General features: G+C 64.3%; 16 protein-coding genes. 7 read left to right on the forward strand and 9 right to left on the reverse strand.

Features of this window, described 5'->3' with window-relative positions; all coding sequences use genetic code 11:
- Positions 1–173: 173 nt before the first annotated feature.
- The 5 genes from ugpB to hutH all read left to right on the forward strand — a co-directional run bounded on the left by ugpB (position 174) and on the right by hutH (position 7040).
- Positions 174–1484, forward strand: coding sequence for a sn-glycerol-3-phosphate ABC transporter substrate-binding protein UgpB (gene ugpB, locus ACD578_RS23410; RefSeq protein ID WP_404288959.1), 1311 nt, complete (start codon positions 174–176; stop codon positions 1482–1484).
- A 123-nt stretch (positions 1485–1607) separates the two neighbouring features.
- Complete coding sequence (gene ugpA / locus ACD578_RS23415) at positions 1608–2489, forward strand: sn-glycerol-3-phosphate ABC transporter permease UgpA (RefSeq protein ID WP_404288961.1); 882 nt, start codon at positions 1608–1610, stop codon at positions 2487–2489.
- Positions 2489–3334 carry a sn-glycerol-3-phosphate ABC transporter permease UgpE gene (gene ugpE / locus ACD578_RS23420; RefSeq protein WP_404288963.1) on the forward strand — a complete coding sequence of 282 codons (846 nt, stop codon included), beginning with the start codon at positions 2489–2491 and terminating at the stop codon, positions 3332–3334. Before ugpA ends, ugpE begins: the two co-directional genes overlap by 1 nt.
- A gap of 115 nt (positions 3335–3449) precedes the next feature.
- On the forward strand, positions 3450–4526 hold the full coding sequence (locus ACD578_RS23425) for a sn-glycerol-3-phosphate import ATP-binding protein UgpC (protein ID WP_404288965.1): 1077 nt from the start codon (positions 3450–3452) through the stop codon (positions 4524–4526).
- 882 nt (positions 4527–5408) lie between these two features.
- The gene (gene hutH, locus ACD578_RS23430; protein ID WP_404288967.1) at positions 5409–7040 is read left to right on the forward strand and encodes a histidine ammonia-lyase; all 1632 of its coding nucleotides are present in this window, start codon (positions 5409–5411) and stop codon (positions 7038–7040) included.
- A gap of 51 nt (positions 7041–7091) precedes the next feature.
- On the opposite strand, the gene ACD578_RS23435 is transcribed toward hutH, so the two are convergent.
- Positions 7092–7397 carry a hypothetical protein gene (locus ACD578_RS23435; protein ID WP_404288969.1) on the reverse strand — a complete coding sequence of 102 codons (306 nt, stop codon included), beginning with the start codon at positions 7395–7397 and terminating at the stop codon, positions 7092–7094.
- Positions 7398–7477: 80 nt separating this feature from the next.
- Here ACD578_RS23435 and ACD578_RS23440 point away from each other — a divergent pair, with 80 nt between their 5' ends.
- On the forward strand, positions 7478–7993 hold the full coding sequence (locus tag ACD578_RS23440) for a GNAT family N-acetyltransferase (protein WP_404288971.1): 516 nt from the start codon (positions 7478–7480) through the stop codon (positions 7991–7993).
- Positions 7994–7999: 6 nt separating this feature from the next.
- Here ACD578_RS23440 and ACD578_RS23445 read toward each other — a convergent pair whose 3' ends face one another.
- The 8 genes from ACD578_RS23445 to ACD578_RS23480 all read right to left on the reverse strand — a co-directional run bounded on the left by ACD578_RS23445 (position 8000) and on the right by ACD578_RS23480 (position 15947).
- Complete coding sequence (locus ACD578_RS23445) at positions 8000–8440, reverse strand: GNAT family N-acetyltransferase (protein WP_404288973.1); 441 nt, start codon at positions 8438–8440, stop codon at positions 8000–8002.
- A gap of 10 nt (positions 8441–8450) precedes the next feature.
- Positions 8451–9689 carry an allantoate amidohydrolase gene (locus ACD578_RS23450; RefSeq protein WP_404288975.1) on the reverse strand — a complete coding sequence of 413 codons (1239 nt, stop codon included), beginning with the start codon at positions 9687–9689 and terminating at the stop codon, positions 8451–8453.
- 73 nt (positions 9690–9762) lie between these two features.
- Complete coding sequence (locus ACD578_RS23455) at positions 9763–10806, reverse strand: NAD(P)/FAD-dependent oxidoreductase (protein WP_152710116.1); 1044 nt, start codon at positions 10804–10806, stop codon at positions 9763–9765.
- Between the two features lie 169 nt (positions 10807–10975).
- Positions 10976–11290: a 2Fe-2S iron-sulfur cluster-binding protein gene (locus tag ACD578_RS23460; protein ID WP_152710141.1), complete on the reverse strand. Its 315-nt coding sequence runs from the start codon at positions 11288–11290 to the stop codon at positions 10976–10978.
- 104 nt (positions 11291–11394) lie between these two features.
- Positions 11395–12111, reverse strand: coding sequence for an ABC transporter ATP-binding protein (locus tag ACD578_RS23465; RefSeq protein ID WP_404288978.1), 717 nt, complete (start codon positions 12109–12111; stop codon positions 11395–11397).
- Positions 12108–12884, reverse strand: coding sequence for an ABC transporter ATP-binding protein (locus ACD578_RS23470; RefSeq protein ID WP_404288980.1), 777 nt, complete (start codon positions 12882–12884; stop codon positions 12108–12110). The genes ACD578_RS23465 and ACD578_RS23470 overlap by 4 nt, the downstream gene beginning before the upstream one ends.
- The gene (locus ACD578_RS23475) at positions 12881–14728 is read right to left on the reverse strand and encodes an ABC transporter permease (protein WP_404294008.1); all 1848 of its coding nucleotides are present in this window, start codon (positions 14726–14728) and stop codon (positions 12881–12883) included. Before ACD578_RS23475 ends, ACD578_RS23470 begins: the two co-directional genes overlap by 4 nt.
- A gap of 13 nt (positions 14729–14741) precedes the next feature.
- Positions 14742–15947, reverse strand: coding sequence for an ABC transporter substrate-binding protein (locus tag ACD578_RS23480; RefSeq protein ID WP_404288982.1), 1206 nt, complete (start codon positions 15945–15947; stop codon positions 14742–14744).
- Positions 15948–16102: 155 nt separating this feature from the next.
- Between ACD578_RS23480 and ACD578_RS23485 the strand changes: the two genes are divergently transcribed.
- Positions 16103–17293 carry an amidase gene (locus ACD578_RS23485; RefSeq protein ID WP_404288985.1) on the forward strand — a complete coding sequence of 397 codons (1191 nt, stop codon included), beginning with the start codon at positions 16103–16105 and terminating at the stop codon, positions 17291–17293.
- The last annotated feature ends 134 nt before the right edge of the window (positions 17294–17427 follow it).

The following is a 17427-nucleotide window of genomic DNA, read 5'->3' on the forward strand; positions in this document are numbered from 1 at the left end:
AGGTGTTCGGGGCTGTTCCCAGGGGGTGCCATTAAGCCTTTTGGATGAAAGGGCTTCCATTTTGAAGCCGGCTATGATTGTCATGTTTTCGTCATAGAAACGTCATCCGGCCTTAATGCAGGGGTGATGAACGACAAGAACGTCCCCGACGGGATGACATGGGAGAGATTACTATGATGAAGAAGTCCCTCCTCGGCGCTCTGGCCCTCGGCCTGGCGACGAGCACCTCCGCCTTTGCCCAGACCGAGATCCAGTGGTGGCACGCCATGACCGGCGCCAACAACGAGGTCGTCAACAAGCTGGCCGAAGAGTTCAACAATTCGCAGAAGGACTACAAGGTCGTCGTCAGCTACAAGGGCCAGTACGCTGATACCCTGAACGCCGGCATCGCCGCCTTCCGCGCGGGCAACGCGCCCCACATCCTGCAGGTGTTCGAAGTCGGCACGGCGACCATGATGGGCGCCCGCGGCGCGATCAAGCCTGTCTACCAGATGATGGCCGATGCGGGCGAGAATTTCGATCCGAAGGCTTACCTGCCCGCGATCACCGGCTATTACTCCACGGCGAAGGGCGAGATGCTCTCCTTCCCGTTCAACTCCTCCTCCATGGTCATGTGGGTCAACAAGGACGAGCTGAAGAAGGCCGGCGTCTCCGAGATTCCGAAGACCTGGCCTCAGGTGTTCGATGCCGCCAAGAAGCTCAAGGCTGCCGGCCATGAGACCTGCGGGTTCTCCTCGGCGTGGACCACCTGGGCGATGATCGAGCAGTTTTCGGCCTGGCACAATGTGCCGATGGCCACCAAGGCCAACGGTCTCGACGGCTTCGACACGGAGATGAAGTTCAACTCTCCGCTGCACGTGAAGCATCTGCAGAGCCTGATCGATCTGCAGAAGGACAAGACCTACGACTACTCGGGCCGCGATTCGAAGAGCGAAGGCCGCTTCACCTCCGGCGAATGCGCGATCTTCCTGAACTCCTCGGGCTTCTACGGCAACGTGAAGGCCAACGCGAAGTTCGACTATACCTCGGTGCCGATGCCGTATTATCCGGACGCCCAGGGCGCTCCGCAGAATTCCATCATCGGCGGCGCTTCGCTGTGGGTCATGGGCGGCAAGAAGGCTGAAGAGTACAAGGGTGTGGCCAAGTTCTTCACCTTCCTGTCCGACACGGACCGTCAGGCGAAGCTGCACCAGGAATCGGGCTATCTCCCGATCACCAAGGCGGCCTACGAGAAGACCAAGGCCTCGGGCTTCTACGAGAAGAACCCCGTCCTGCAGACTCCGCTGCTGGAGCTGACCAACAAGGAGCCGACCGAGAACTCCCGCGGTCTGCGCTTCGGCAACATGGTTCAGATCCGTGACGTGGTCTCTGAGGAGATCGAGGCTGCCCTCGCCGGTCAGAAGCCCGCCAAGGATGCCCTCGATGCAGGCGTGACCCGTTCGAACCAGATCCTGCGCCAGTTCGAGCGCTCCGTCAGCCGCTAAGACGATCTGACATCACGACCTTTCATCCCGGGCGGCCCCGCTGCCCGGGATGATCTTATAGATCACCTTCGCAGACCGGTTGCCGCCGTCATCTGCCCCATCATTCGGACAGCCGTAAACGCGATGGAAAAACGAGCTCATTTTTCAGGTTGGACGCTGCCGCTTCTGCTGATCGTTCCGCAGATGGCGGTCACCGTCATTTTCTTCTATTGGCCGGCCTCTCAGGCCATCTGGCAATCCTTCCTGCGCGAAGACGCCTTCGGCCTCTCGTCGGAATTCGTCGGGTTCGAAAACTACATCGCGCTGTTCGAGCAGCCTGAATATTACCGGGCCATGGCCACGACGGCGATCTTCTCGTCCCTCGTCGCCTTCTTCTCGCTGGGCTGCTCGCTGCTGCTGGCGACACAGGCCGACAAGAACCTGCGCGGCGGACAGGCCTTTAAGACGCTGCTGATCTGGCCCTATGCGGTGGCCCCCGCCATCGCGGGCGTGCTCTGGATCTTCATGTTCCATCCGACGCTGGGAACCCTGTCCAAGCCGATCAAGGCGGTCGGCATCGACTGGAACCCGATGCTCAACGCCAACCACGCCATGACGCTGCTCGTGCTCTCCGCCACCTGGAAGCAGATCAGCTACAACTTCCTGTTCTTCCTGGCGGGTCTTCAGGCCATCCCGAAGAGCGTGATCGAGGCTGCGGCGATCGACGGCGCGGGCCCCCTGCGCCGCTTCTGGACGGTGATCTTCCCGCTTCTGTCGCCAACCACGTTCTTCCTTCTCGTGGTCAACATCGTCTACGTGTTCTTCGACACCTTCGGCATCATCGATGCGGTGACGGGCGGCGGTCCTGCCGGGCGAACCACGACCCTCGTTTACAAGGTTTACGCGGATGGGCGCCTCGGCGGCGATCTCGGCGGCTCGGCCGCGCAGTCGGTGATCCTGATGATCATCGTGATCGCGCTGACCGCCGTCCAGTTCCGTTATGTCGAGCGCAAGGTGCAGTACTGATGGTTGAGAATCGTCCGTTCACCCAATTCATGGCCTATCTGACGCTGGCCCTCGGCATCGTCATCGTGGTCTTCCCCGTCTATCTCGCGATCATGGCATCGACCTTCGACGCCGCCACGATCATCAACGGCAACATGCCGCTCACGCCGGGCAATCAGGCGGGCGAGAACTATACGCGTGCGCTGTTCTACGGCGGCGTGTCTGCTCGCGAACCCGTCGGCGGCATGATGCTCAACTCCATGATCATGGCGCTGGGCATCGCGATCGGTAAAATCCTGATCTCGGTCCTATCGGCCTATGCGGTGGTGTACTTCAAGTTCCCGTTCCGCAGGACCGCGTTCTGGATCATCTTCATCACGCTGATGCTGCCCGTCGAAGTGCGTATCTATCCGACCTACAAGATCGTCGCGGATCTCGGTCTTCTGGATACATATACGGGCTTGATCATGCCGCTGATCGCGTCGGCCACCGGCACGCTGCTCTTCCGCCAGTTCTTCATGACGATCCCGGACGAGCTGTTGGAGGCGTCGAAGATCGACGGCGCGGGCGCCTTCCGGTTCTTCAAGGATACGCTCCTGCCGCTCTCCATGACGACGATCGCGGCACTCTTCGTGATCCAGTTCATCTACGGCTGGAACCAGTATCTCTGGCCGTTGCTGATCACGACCAAGAGCTCGATGCAGACCATCGTCATCGGCATCAAGAAGATGATCACGACGACCGATGCGCTGACCGAATGGCAGATCGCGATGACCACGGCCGTGCTCGCCATGCTGCCGCCGGTGCTCGTGGTGGTCTTCATGCAGAGGCTCTTCGTGAAGGGTCTCGTCGAAACGGAGAAGTGACGCGAGGGATCGCGCAGAGCCCTCCCTGCAAGGGCGGGAGGGCTCGCTCTCACATCATTGAAATTTTCGCCCGGTACCCATGGCGGCGCGGGCAGTGGTCAAAAGGAACAGAACGATGGCAGGGGTCACCCTCGATACGGTCAGGAAGATCTATGCGGGCAACGTGGAAGCCGTGAAGGGCGTCTCTCTCGGCATCGAGGACGGCTCCTTCTGCGTGCTGGTCGGCCCGTCCGGCTGCGGCAAGTCCACGCTTCTTCGCATGATCGCAGGCCTTGAGACGATTTCCGGCGGCGAGGTGAAGATCGGCGACCGGGTCGTGAACCAGGTCGAGCCGGCCGACCGCGACATCGCGATGGTGTTCCAGAACTACGCGCTCTATCCGCATATGAGCGTCTACGACAACATGGCCTACGGCCTGAAGAACCGCGGCACGCCGAAGGACGAGATCGAGAAGCGCGTGAAGGAGGCGGCTCGCATCCTCGCCATCGAGCCCTTCCTCACCCGCAAGCCGCGTGCGCTTTCCGGCGGCCAGCGCCAGCGCGTCGCCATGGGCCGCGCCATCGTCCGCAAGCCCCAGGTGTTCCTCTTCGACGAGCCGCTCTCCAACCTCGACGCCAAGCTGCGCGTGCAGATGCGCGTCGAGATCAAGCGCCTGCAAAGGGCCCTTGGCGTGACGTCGATCTACGTGACCCACGATCAGGTCGAGGCGATGACGCTTTCTGACAAGCTGGTGGTGATGTCCGGCGGCCAGATCGAGCAGGTCGGCAGCCCGTCCGATGTCTACCGCCGTCCCGAGACCCGGTTCGTCGCCACCTTCATCGGCTCGCCGCCCATGAACATCCTGCCCGGAACGGTGGAAGGCCCCGGCCGCGTGTCGGTCGGTGGACAATCCATTGCCGTCACGGACATGCGTGAAGGCCTCACCCCCGGCTCCGCCATCGAGGTGGGCTTACGTCCCGAGGACGTGCAGGCGGGCGGCGCCGGTTCCAGCTCGCTCTCCATGGACGTGGATTTCGTTGAGGAGCTCGGCGCCACCCAGCTCTTCCACGGCAAGGTCGCCGGCGCCGAATTCGTCGTGCAGGCCTCCACCGGCCAGCTCCCGGCCGACACCCGCAAGCTGACCCTCGCCGTCGAACCGGCCAACGTCCACCTCTTCGACCCCCAGACCACGAAGCGCCTCGGTCGGGTGTGATTCTGTCAGTCGACATATGGGCATGAGTCCTGAGGCCTCGGCATAGCCGGGGCCTTTTTGTTGCTGGTAGGGAGCGGGGCGCCGTGTCATCCCTGGCGACCGCGGGCCGGGAAGGACGCCCACCCGGTCATTCCAGGGCGCACCTCCGGTGCGAATTCGGAACCATCCCTACGACGTCTCAAGACAGAGTGAGCAGCGTTGTGTCCTATCCTGTACGGTCAGCGGTGATGGCTTCCGGGCTCCGCTGCGCAGCCCCGGAATGACACGGCGGTACCCTCTCGTCATGGCCGGGCCTATCCCGGCCATCCCGATCCGGTGAGGTGCTGTGCTTTACGGATCGGGATCACCGGCACGAGCCCGGTGATGACGTGGAGGGTTTAACCAGGTCTGCGGACTATGTTCTCACTTTGTTCTTGACACTGTGTTTCATCTGGGCTAGACCCTTGCTCATCCCGGCCCGACAGGGGGCGCGCTCGCGAGGCGTTGCAAGAGTGGGGCGGGGAGCGGTCCTGCAACAGCCCTCGCACGCCGGTTGGCGGGAGGCCCTTGGCAGCCCTGGGCTGGTCCAAGTCTAAACGCCTAAAAGTCCCGCATGCGAGGCGCCGTCCGGCTCTTCCATTCCACCATACCCATCGAGCCGGGCTGCCCGTCGCACCACCCTCGATCACCCCACGGCTCGCAGCGCAAGCTGCGGGCCTACGGGTGCTGGCTCTTTGAAGCCCGACCGCGAACGGCTGTTGCGCCCCGATGAGACGCCCTTTATCCCTTGTCCACTCAAGCATTTTCGGCGAAGCGGATCCGGTTCGCCGTCAAAGGTACGGCGCGGCAGAGAGAAGAGATGATTCCATGCAAGTGGAAACAGCTCTGACATGAGGAACAGCAATGACGGTCAAGCTCGACGGGGCCACTCTCGGCATTCAGGACGTGGTGCGCGTGGCGCGCCCCGATGCCGAAGGAGCATTCGCCCAAGCGGCCCTCGAGCCGGAGGCGCGCGAGCGCATTGCCGCGACGCGGGATTACATCGATCGCACCTGGATGCATGACGACGCGCCGCTCATGTATGCCTTCAACACCGGCGTCGGATTGTTCAAGGATCAGCGCGTCCTCATCAGTGACATGGCCGCCTATCAGCGCAAGACGGTCTATGCCCACGCCACCGGAATCGGCGAGCCGTTTGCCGAGGATGTAACGCGCGCCATGATGCTGCTGCGCGCCAATGCCTTCGCGTCGAACTATTCCGGGCCGCGTGTCGAGCTGGTCGAGCGCCTCATCGCGTTCCTCAATGCGGGTCTGCATCCGGTCGTTCCCCAGAAAGGCTCCGTCGGCGCTTCGGGCGATCTTGCGCCGCTGGCGCATATGGCCGGTGCGGTCTGCGGCTTCGAGGAAGCCGAGATGGTTTATCGCGGCCGTCGAATGCCGGCGCGCGAAGCCATCAAGGCTGCCGGCTTCGATCCCGATTTCGATCTCGGCGCGAAGGATGCCTCGGCCCTCATCAACGGCTCGACCACGTCGCTCGCGCTCGGCGCTCTCGCCACCCACGATGCGCGCCGTCTGCTGAAGCAGGCCGATATCGCCATGAGCCTGTCGCTCGAGGCCATGCGCGGCGAGCTCGCAGCCTTCGATCCGCGCGTGCACAAGGCGCGCCCGCATCCGGGCCAGGCGCGTGTGGCGCGCAATTTGCTGCGGATCCTGGACGGCACGAGGCGCTGCTCTCAAGCTGCGCGCGACGTCGTCTTCCCCGACGAGCCGCGTCAGCCGGGAACGCCTGCCGCTCCTCGCGTGCAGGACGTCTATTCTCTGCGCTGCACGCCGCAGGTTCACGGACCCGCCGTCGAGGCGGTGGAATATGTCGAGCGCATCATCGGAACGGAGATGAATTCCGCCACCGACAACCCGCTGATCTTCGACGACGGACAGGGCGGCTACGTGTCGATCTCAGGCGGCCATTTCCACGGGCAGTACATGGCGCAGGCCATGGATTTTCTTGCCATCGCCATGGCCGATCTCGGGGCGATTTCCGAGCGGCGCCTCGCGCGCCTCATCGATCCCACCATGTCCTACGGATTGCCGCGCAATCTTCTGGCGGGCAAGCGTGGCCTCAATACGGGCTTCGCCACGGTGCAGTGCTCCCTATCGGCGCTGGTGATGGAAAACCGCGGACTGGCGACGCCGGGTTCGGTCGATTCCATTCCCGGCAAATCCAATGCCGAGGATCACGTCTCCAACTCCACTTGGTGCGGGCGCAAGGCGCGCATCATCGTGGAGAACGTGGAGCAGATCGTGGCGGGCGAATTGCTGATGGCCGCGCAGGCGCTCACGCTCGTGGAGCCGCTCGCCAAGGATTACCCGCTGGGCAAGGGCTCGCGGGCCGCGATGGAGGCGATCCGCGGGGTCATTCCACCGGCGCTCGAAGGCGACCGATGGTATGCCATCGAGATGCGTCAGGCGCTCGACCTCGTGCGCTCGGGCGCCGTGGTCGAAGCGGTCGAGAGCGTCGTCGGCGAACTGGAATAATGGAAAGGGCCCGGAGTCACCGGGCCCTGAACTGTCGAGTACCGAGCTTGATCAGCGGCAGCGGCGGATGTCGCGATAGACCACGCGCCCGTTGGGACGCACCACGCGCTCACGCACTGTGCGGCAGCGATCAACGCGTCCCCATCCCGGCCGTACGCCGCAATCCCGCACGGTCCGATAGACCACGCGGCCGTTCGGGCGCACGGTGCGGATCCGGCGGGTGACGCATTGCACGTTGTCGACAAGCGTCGGCGCCTGCAACTGCTCGGCGCCAAAACGGGCCTGAGCCTCTTGCGGTGCAGCAAGGAAGCCGGCGCCGAGAGCAAGAGCGAAAGCGGGGAGAATGATGGCTCGCATGGTCCATTCCTTATGTTTTGAGGAGGGGCTGACGACAACGGCATGTCTATGCCATGGTTCCTGAAGCAGGAATGAACCCCATGTTGTCACGCGTTGTCATTCGTCCCGTTCAAGCCTCGGACGCCGCCGAACTGATTGCCGCCAACCTAGCGAGCATCGAGCTGCACGAGCCCTGGGTGTCCCCCTGCCGCGACCACGCGAGCTTTCTCGGCTATCTCGCCCGCTGTGACGGCGACCGATCCATCGGCTTCATCGCCCGCGAGCGGGAGAGCGGGCGGGTCGTCGGCGTCGTCAATTTGAGCGAGATCGTGCGCGGCTTCTTCCAGAGCGCCTATATGGGCTATTACGGCATGGCCGGCATGAACGGGCGCGGCCTGATGGGCGAAACCGTGAGTCTCGTCGTGGCGCATGCCTTCCGCGAGCTCGGCCTGCATCGGATTGAAGCCAACATCCAGCCGGGCAACGAGCCGTCCCGCGCACTCGTCAAGCGACTGGGCTTTCGCCAGGAGGGCTACTCGCCGCGCTATCTCAAGATCGACGGCGAATGGCGCGATCACGAACGCTGGGCCGTGCTCTCGGATGAGTGGCGCCGCTGACTTGCATCAGGCGACGGGCCCGAGCCTCTTCTGCAGAAAGAAGCGGCTCCCGCCGACAGGATAATCCTTGAGTTCGCCGAAGATCTCATATCCCAAGCGCTGGTAAAGTCGGAGCGCCTCGGGATTGAGTGTGTCGATCCAGGCCGAGTGGCAGCCTCTGGTTCGCGCTTCCTCCTCGGCCATCGCGATGAGCTGCGTGGCAAGTCCCACGCCGCGAAAGGCTTCGGGCACGAAGAGGAGCTCGATGCCGAGCCAGCCGCCATTCGTGCGTCCCAGAAGTCCCCCGACAGGCTTGTTGCTGTCCGGATCGCGAATGGCGATGGCGAGATCCTGGCCCGGCGGATGATTGGCGAAGAGCATTTTGTTGAAGCCCCGCACGCCCTCCAGCACGATCGGATGAAGCGCGGAAGCATCGTCGACGAACGCGATCGTGGGCAACTGCGTCATCGTGCAGACCCTATGCCGCGATCCGCTTGACGGCGTCGATCAGCACACGGGCCGCCACGTCCGCATCCTCGGTGGTGATCGATTCCGCCGGATTGTGGCTGATGCCGTCCTTACAGCGCACGAAGAGCATGGCGGAGGGACAGAGATTGGCCATCGCGACCGCATCGTGGCCCGCACCGGAGGAGAGATGCAGGGGTTCGATGCCGAGACTCCTCACAGTCTCTTCGAGCCGCCCGATCAGATCCTTGTCCATGGGCGTCGCGGGCGATTCCATGAACGGCTCGATGGTGAAGCTCACATTGCGTCTTTGCGCGGCAGCCTGGCACTCGGTCACGATGTCCTGCACCATGGCGAGACGCACCGCATCGTCCGGCGAGCGGGCGTCGAGGGTGAAATCGACGCGCGCCGGAATGACGTTGATCGCGCCGGGCTGCACCTGCACCACGCCGACGGTTGCCACCGTGTCGGTGCGCGTCGAGCCCGCGCGCTCCACGATGCCGATTATCTCGGCGACGGCCGCGAGCGCATCCCGACGCATATTCATCGGCACGGTGCCCGCATGGCCCGCTTCGCCGATCACGCTGGCGCGGGCACGGGTGATGCCGTTGATGGCGGATACGATGCCGACGGGCAGGCTCTTCGCCTCAAGAAGCGGACCTTGCTCGATGTGAACCTCGAGGTAGCCGCGATAGCGCGCCGGATCGCGGGCCAATGCAGCCGCGCCTCCCGGATCGCCACCAAAGCGGATCAGCGCATCGCGGAAAGAAATTCCGTCCTGATCCCTGCCGTCGAGCCAGGCCGGGTTGAAGCGACCGGCGAGGGCCTGGGACGTGGAGAGATTGGTCGGGAAGCGCACATTCTCCTCGTCCCCGAAGGCCACGATCTCGATGGGGCAGGCCGGCGCGATGCCCTGCTGCTTCAGCGCCTCGGCCACGACGATGCCAAGCACGACGCCGAGATTGCCGTCATAGCGGCCGGCATCGACGACGGAATCGATATGGGAGCCGATGAGGAGCGCGGGTGCTTCGGGATTGGCACCCTCAACGCGGCCGATCACGGAGCCGAGCGCGTCGATATGGGCATCCAGGCCCGCCTCCTGCATCAGCCGGAGCGTGGCATCCGCGGCCCTGCGGTGTGCATCGGAGAGATAGAGGCGTGTGAGGCGGCCGGGCTCGTCCGTATGCTGGGCCAACTCCTCGATCATCGCCATCACGCGGCGGCCGAGGGGGAAATCTGTCGCGTTTATCATGGGCCGGAGAGTTTCAGGAACCGGCCTGCTTCGCAAGGGGAAGACGGTCCGGTTCCCAAACGCTTTTCAGCCGTTAGGCAGCAACGCCGAGCTTCTTCTGCAGGCTCGTGGAGGAGGTCGTGTATTGGAACAGGAGCTTCTTCTCAGGATACACGTAGCGATGCACCTTCTGGGCCGCCAGAGCGCCCTCGTGGAAGCCGGAGAGGATGAGCTTCAGCTTGCCCGGATAGGTGTTGATGTCGCCGATGGCGAAGATGCCGGGAACGTTGGTCTCGAACTTCTCCGTGTCGACGGGAACCAAGTTCTCGTGCAGGTTCAGCCCCCAATCGGCGATGGGGCCGAGCTTCATGGTGAGCCCGAAGAAGGGCAACATCACGTCGCAATCCACGAGGTGTTCCGAGCCGTCGTCCTTGCGGATCACGGCGCCTTCCAGCACATGATTCCTCCCTTTAAGCGCGCTCACCTGACCGAGGTGAAGATCCATCTCGCCGGAGGCCACGAGGGAGCGCATCTTCTCCACGGTGTGGGGCGCGGCGCGGAAGGCATCGCGGCGGTGGAGCAGGGTCAGGCGCTTGGCAATGGGCTGGAGGTTCACGGTCCAGTCGAGGGCAGAATCGCCGCCGCCGACGATGAGCACCTTCTTGTTCCGGAACATCTCCATCTTGCGCACGGCGTAGAACACGCTCGTGCCCTCATAGGCCTCGATGTTGTCGATCGGGGGCTTCTTGGGCTGGAACGAGCCGCCGCCGGCCGCGATGATCACCGCCTTGCAGACGAAGGTGGTATCATTCTCCGAGGTCTTGACCCGGAAGAGCGGCGCCTCGGGCGTGCCGATGGACTCGAGGCTTTCCACCATCTCGTTGAGGTGGAAGGTCGGGTTGAACGGCTCGATCTGCGCCATCAGGTTGTCGACGAGGCCCTGGCCCGTCACCATCGGAAAGCCCGGGATGTCGTAGATCGGCTTTTCCGGATAGAGCTCGGCGCATTGGCCGCCCACTTTCGGCAGGATGTCGATGAGATGGCATTTGATGTCGAGGAGGCCCAGTTCGAACACGGCGAACAGGCCCACGGGCCCGGCACCGATGATGACGACGTCCGTTTCGATATGGTCGGTCATGAACAGGCTCCTTCGAGAGACGGCCATTCGAAAAGCACGGTCTCTCGGTCTTGGCAATGCGGCAGGCTGACGGCGAAGACCTTTTTCATGAAACTCGTTTCATGAAAAAGGCTTGTTTGGGTTGGAACGCATTTTCAGCAAAACCGCTCTCCGCTTTTGCTGAAAATGCCTACCCTCCGGTCGGCGCCAGGGTGACCTCAAGGCCGTCGAGTTCGGGGGTCCAGAGGATCTGGCAGGACAGGCGGGAGTTAGGCTGCGTCATCACGGTATCGAGTTGATCCTCCTCCTCGCCGGTGGGAGGATAGAGCTTGTCCAGCCAGTCCTCGGCGACGAAGACATGGCAGGTCGCGCATTCGCAGGCTCCGCCGCACAGGCCCTCGATGGGCAGGCCCCAGTCCCGGATGATCTCCATCACCCGCCAGCCCTCGATGGCCTCAAGGATATGGCGCTGGCCGGCCCGGTCGGTCACATGGATGACGCCCATGAAGCGGGAATTCCTCTTTCGTGCATTCTGGGATGTGGCGCGGAACGGGCGCCGGATGGGCTGCATATCGCCCTTCACGTCTCTTCCGTCAACGCTTTAGCGCATCAAACACCGAGGGTTTCCGCCCGCAAGGCCTCATCGGCCATAAGCTCGGCCATGGAGCCCTGGAACCGGATCTCACCGCGCTCGATGACGCAGGCCCGGTCGCTGATGCCGGCGGCAAAGGCCCAGTTCTGCTCCGAGAGGAGCACCGCTACGCCTTCGGCCTTCATGGCCCGGATCGCTTCGGCCATCATCTGGACGATGACCGGGGCGATGCCCTCGGAGGGCTCGTCGAGCAGGATCGCATCCGGGTTGCCCATGAGGGTGCGGGCGATGGAGAGCATCTGCTGCTCGCCACCGGACATCTGGTTGCCGCGCCGCCCACCCATCTCGGCGAGGTTCGGGAAGAGCCGGAAGAGCCGCTCGGGCGTCCAGGGCGAACGGCCGGCGCCGGCCGGCCGGCGCCCCGTCTCCAAATTCTCCTCGACGGTGAGATCGGTGAAGATGCGCCGGTCTTCGGGCACGTAGCCGAGCCCCAGGCGGGCGATCTTGTAGGTCGGAAGCTTGCCGAGGGAGTGCCCCTTGAAGGTCGCATGGGTGGCGGACGCTGAAATCAACCCCATGATGGCCTTCAAGGTCGTGGTCTTGCCGGCGCCGTTGCGGCCGACGAGCGCCACCACCTCGCCCGGATAGAGATGAATCGACAGGCCGAACAGCACCTGCGCCCGGCCATAGAAGGCGCTGAGGTTCCGGACATCGAGCAGCGCGTCTCGTCTCATGCGAGGCTCAATCCTTTCGGCCGCTCCAGGGCATGCTCGTCGCCAAGGTAGGCCCGCCTGACTTGGGGATCATGGCGGATCTCGTCCGGCGTTCCGGCGGCGATGATCTGGCCGCGCAGGAGCACGAGCACCCGGGCCGCATGGCCGAAGACCACATCCATGTCATGCTCGGTGAAGAGCACGCCGATCCCCTGCGAGGCAGCGATGGATGCGGTGAGATCCATCAGTTCCGCCCGCTCGCGCGGCGCCATGCCGGCCGTGGGCTCGTCCATGAGGAGGAGCTTGGGCTCTCCGGCCAGCGCGATGGCAAGCTCGACCCGCTTCACGTCGCCATAGGCCAGCGCGGAGCAGGGGATATCCGCCGCCTCCACCATGCCCACCTGAGAGAGCAGCGCGACCGCTTTCTCGCGGTGGCGCTCAGGGGCCGGGGTCCAGAGACCGTTGCTTTGCCGATGGCAGCTGATCAGCGCCATCTGCACGTTCTCCGCCGCGCTCATGGAGAGAAAGGTCTGCGCCACCTGGAAGGTGCGTCCCACGCCGCGGCGAAAGCGCTTCTGCGGCGAGGCATGGGTAATATCCTGATCGTCGAGCAGAACCTGGCCGCGATCAGGTCTCAACTGGCCGCCGACCATGTTGAACACGGTGGACTTGCCGGCTCCGTTGGGGCCGATGATGGCGAGCATCTCGCCACGCTCGACGATGAACTCCACGTCCCGGGCCGCCATCACGCCGCCGAAGGATTTGTGCAGGCCGGTTACGACAAGAAGCGTCATGCGCGCTCCTCTCGCCAATATTGCACAGTGCCCACAAGGCCGCGCGGAAAGATCAGCACCATGGCGATGATGCTTAAGCCCAGCAGAAGCCGCCAGAGCGGCGTGAGCGGCATTATCAGATCGCGCAGGAAGTGCAGGACGGCGGCACCGACGAGCGGACCCGTCACCGTCTGAATGCCGCCGAGGAGCAGCATGGTGAGCGCATCGACGGAGGTCGAGATGCCGAGCAGACTCGGGTCCACCGAGCCGCGGGAAAAGGCATAGAGGCCGCCCGCAAGTCCGGCTGCAGCCCCGGAGATCACGAAGGCGAGCCAGCGGTGTTGGCGGACCTTCAGGCCGATCGCTTCCGCGCGGGCTTCCGAATCGCGGGCGGCCCGTAAGGCATAGCCGAACGGCGCGTCGACGATCCGCTTCAAAAGCAGCACCGTGACGAGCGTCAGTGTGGCGGTCAGCAGGTAATAGGGCACCGGCCCGCTGGCCCAGCTCGACGGCCATACGCCGACGATGCCGTTGTCGCCGCCGGTCACGTCGACCCATTGGAAGGCAACCGCGTAGAGGATCTGGGCGGCGGCAAGCGTCATCATGGCGAGATAGATGCCCGACAGGCGGACCACGAAGGCGCCGATCAGTGCCGCGCCCAAAGCTGCCAATGCGAGTGCGAGGGGGAGGGCCGCCGCCATCGACGTGCCGAGCCATTTCACGGCAAGGGCTGATCCATAGGCCCCGAGACCGAAGAACGCTGCATGGCCGAAGCTCACGAGCCCACCGACCCCGATGAGAAGCTGCAGGCTGAAGGCGAAGAGTGCGAAGATCAGGATCTCGGTCGCGACCTTCAGCAAGTACGCATCGGCCAGCAGCGGGAAACAGGCGAGCGCCGCGATGACGGCGAGCAGGATAAACGGACGGCCGGGCAGGGGCTTGCGGCTGGCGATGCCCACCGCATGGGTTCCCCCGATGACCTCGGCACGCCCGAAGAGACCGTAGGGTCGGATCGCCAGCACCACGGCCATGAGCAGGAACACCACGACGAGGGTGCTCTTCGGAAAGACCAGGATGCCGAAGGCCTGCAGCTGACCGATGATGAGTGCTGCAAGAAACGCGCCGGGCACGCTGCCCATGCCGCCGACCACCGTGACGACGAAGGCCTCGACGATGATGGAGAGATCCATGCCGGCATTGGCCGAGACGCGCGGGATCTGAAGCGCGCCGCCGAGTCCGGCCAGGAATGCGCCGAGAAACAGCGTGCCCGTGAACAGCATGGCCTGATTGACACCGAGCGACGCCACCATGTCGCGATCCTGCGTCGCCGCGCGCACCAGCACGCCAAACCGCGTCTTGCGCAAGAGAAGCCACACGAACCCCAGCACGATGGGACCGGCCGCGATCAGCACGAGTTCGTAGGAAGGAAAGCGCCGTCCGAGAATTTCCACGGGTGCGCGCAATCCCGGTGCGCGCGGCCCCAGAATATCCTCCGGCCCGAACACCTGCACAACGAGATCCTGCACCACCAGCACGACACCGAAGGTGGCAAGCAACTGGAACAGTTCCGGTGCGCCGTAGATGCGCCGCAGGAGCAGGACTTCGATGATCACGCCGATGATGCCGACGATGAGCGCCGAGGCCAGGATGCCGGCCCAGAAGGTAACCGGCCCGAACGAGAGTTCGAGCAGGCGCGGCACCAGGGTCGCGGCCGTATAGGCGCCGATCATGTAGAGCGAGCCGTGCGCGAAATTCACGATCCGCGTGACGCCGAAGACGATGGTCAGTCCGCAGGCAGTGATGAAAAGCGATGAAGCGCTGGAGAGGCCGCTGAGGGCCTGAACGGCGAGGAAGGAGGGATCCAGCGCCAGCAATCCGCTAATCCTTCCGTACTGCCTTCACCTCGGCCTCGGTCGGCATGAACGACGTGCCGTCCTTGTAGGTCCAGTCCGTCATGCCGCCGGCGGCGCCCTTGAGCACGAGCTTGCCGACCCAGGCCCCCATGGTGGACTGGTTGTCGATGCCGCGCATGGTGACGGGACCGATGACGGTGTCGAACTTCGCATCCTCGAGCGCCTTGATGATCGCCTCGGTCTCCGTGGAGCCCGCGCGGTCGATGGCGTCGCGGATCATGTTGACGACCATGTAGCCGAGGAGCGAGCCGAGACGCGGCGTGTCGTTGTACTTGGCGCGGTAGGCATCGACGAAGGCCTTGTGCGTCGGTTCCTTGATCTCGTCCCAGGGATAGCCGGTCACGGTCCAGCCCGCGGGCACCTCGTCCTTCAGGGGCAGGAGCCATTCGGGCTCGCCGGTGAGGAGCGAGAGGACCGTCGCGCCCTCGAAGAGGCCGCGGGTGTTGCCCTCGCGCACGAACTGGGTGAGGTCGGGTCCGAAGAGCACGTTGAAGATGCCGTCTGGCTTGGCCTGTTCGAGCGCCGAGGCGGTGGCGCCCGCCTCGATCTTGCCGAGCGCCGGATATTGCTCGGCGACGATCTGGGCTCCGGGCACCCGCTCCTGGATCAGGCGCTTGAAGACGGCCGCCGCCGATTGGCCGTACTCGTAGTTCGGCGCGACGATGGCCCAGCGCTTCGCGCCCGAGGCCTTGGCCTGATCCACCAGCATGCCGACCTGCATGAAGTTGTTGGGCCGGATGCGGAAGGTGTAGCGGTTGCCCTGTGCCATGGTGACGGCATCGGTCAGGGGTTCGGCGGCGATGTAGACGATCTTCTTCTGGTTGGCGAAATCCGCCATGGCGACGCCGACATTCGACAGGAACGAGCCGAAGAGCAGCGATACGCCCTCGCGGCTCACGAGCTCGTCCGCCACGCGGGTGGCGCTGCCCGTCGTCGCGCCGTCGTCGCGCGAGACGATCTCGAGCTTGCGGCCCAGCACCCCGCCCTTGGCGTTGATCTCGTCGAGGGCCATCTGCCAGCCGTTGCGATAGGGCACGGTGAAGGCCGCCCATTGCGCATAGGAATTTAGTTCGCCGATCTTGATCGGGGCCTGCTGCGCGTGAACCGCCGGCGCTCCGAGCGCGAGCGCTGCTCCAAGAGCCAGCCAGCGGATCGTCGAAATCTTCGCCATTGCACGTTCCTTGCAAACGAGAACCTGCGTGGATTTAGGGCCAATCCCGGTTCGAAGAAAGCCCAAACTGCCGAGCTTCGTGAATTCCTGCCTTGCTTGAGCCAGGGAGGCAATGACACATTCGCCGCCTTCGTTCCCTGAACCCCGACAGGCCCATGCTCCTCGACCGAGACCCCGCTCATGCTTTCATGCCTTACCCGGCCATTCCAGTCCCCCATGCATCGAGCGGCCCGCTGTCGGGCCTGACCTTTGCCGCCAAGGATCTGTTCGATGTGGCCGGCTACCCGACGAGTGCGGGATCGCCCCACATGCTCGCCATGTCCGGCACCAAGACCCGGACGGCACCCACGGTGCAGAGGCTTCTCGATTCGGGCGCCCGTCTCGTCGGCAAGACGATCACCGACGAGCTGGCCTTTTCCATGAGCGGCAAGAACGCCCATTTCGGCACGCCGGTGAACGGCGGTGCGCCGGATCGCATTCCGGGCGGCTCGTCCTCGGGCTCGGCGGCGGCCGTCTCAAACGGATTGTGCGATTTCGCGCTCGGCACCGATACGGGCGGGTCCGTGCGAGCGCCGGCCAACCATTGCGGCCTCTTCGGCATTCGTCCGACCCATGGCCGGGTGAGCCTCGAAGGGTGCCATGATCTTGCGCCCTCCTTCGACACGTGTGGTTATTTCACCCGCGACGGCGCCACTTTCGCCCGGGTCGGCGAGGTGCTGCTCGGGAAGGATCCCCAGCCCCTGCAGCCGAGCCCACGGGTACTCCTGGCGCGCGACGCCTTTGCCCTTCTCCACAAAGAGGTGCGAGAGGCGCTTGCCCCGGCGCTGCGTCAAGCGGAGGGCGTGCTGGGCCAGCCGGAGCAGACCGAGGCGGCGCCGGACGGCTTCACGGCCCTTTACTGGGCGATGCGCTACATCCAGAGCCGCGAGGCCTGGACGGTCGATGGACCGATGATCGAGCGCTACCATCCGCCTCTCGGCCCCGGCGTAGCCGACCGGTTCGAGTTCTCGAGGGCCGTGACGGATGCGCAAGTGGCGGAAGCTCAGGTGATTTGGGCGGCTTTCCGCAAGCGGTTCGGCGCGCTCCTCGCTGATGACGCAGTGCTGATCCTGCCGACCATGCCCGACATCGCGCCGCTGCTCTCGGAGAGCGACGAGGCCCTGAACGATTATCGCAACAACGCCCTGAACCTGCTCTGCCTGTCGGTTCTGTCGGGCCTGCCGCAGGTCTCGATCCCGCTCGCCTCCCGATCCGGCGCGCCGCTGGGGCTGTCGCTCATGGGACCGGCCGGGTCCGATATGAGCCTTGTTGCGCTGGCACACCGAATCGCCGACAGCGCATCCTAATGACGGGACCCATCCCGCCTGGCCGGAGTTACCGGCAGGAGCGGGGGAGCACACAAACCGCCTCGAGCGCATCGTGCGAAAACGTGGACACGGTTTCCCGGACCGAACGATGCGCCATTTAAGGGATTGAGCAT

Origin of the sequence: Microvirga sp. RSM25, assembly GCF_044784385.1 — a bacterium.
Taxonomy (GTDB): Bacteria; Pseudomonadota; Alphaproteobacteria; order Rhizobiales; family Beijerinckiaceae; genus Microvirga; species Microvirga tunisiensis.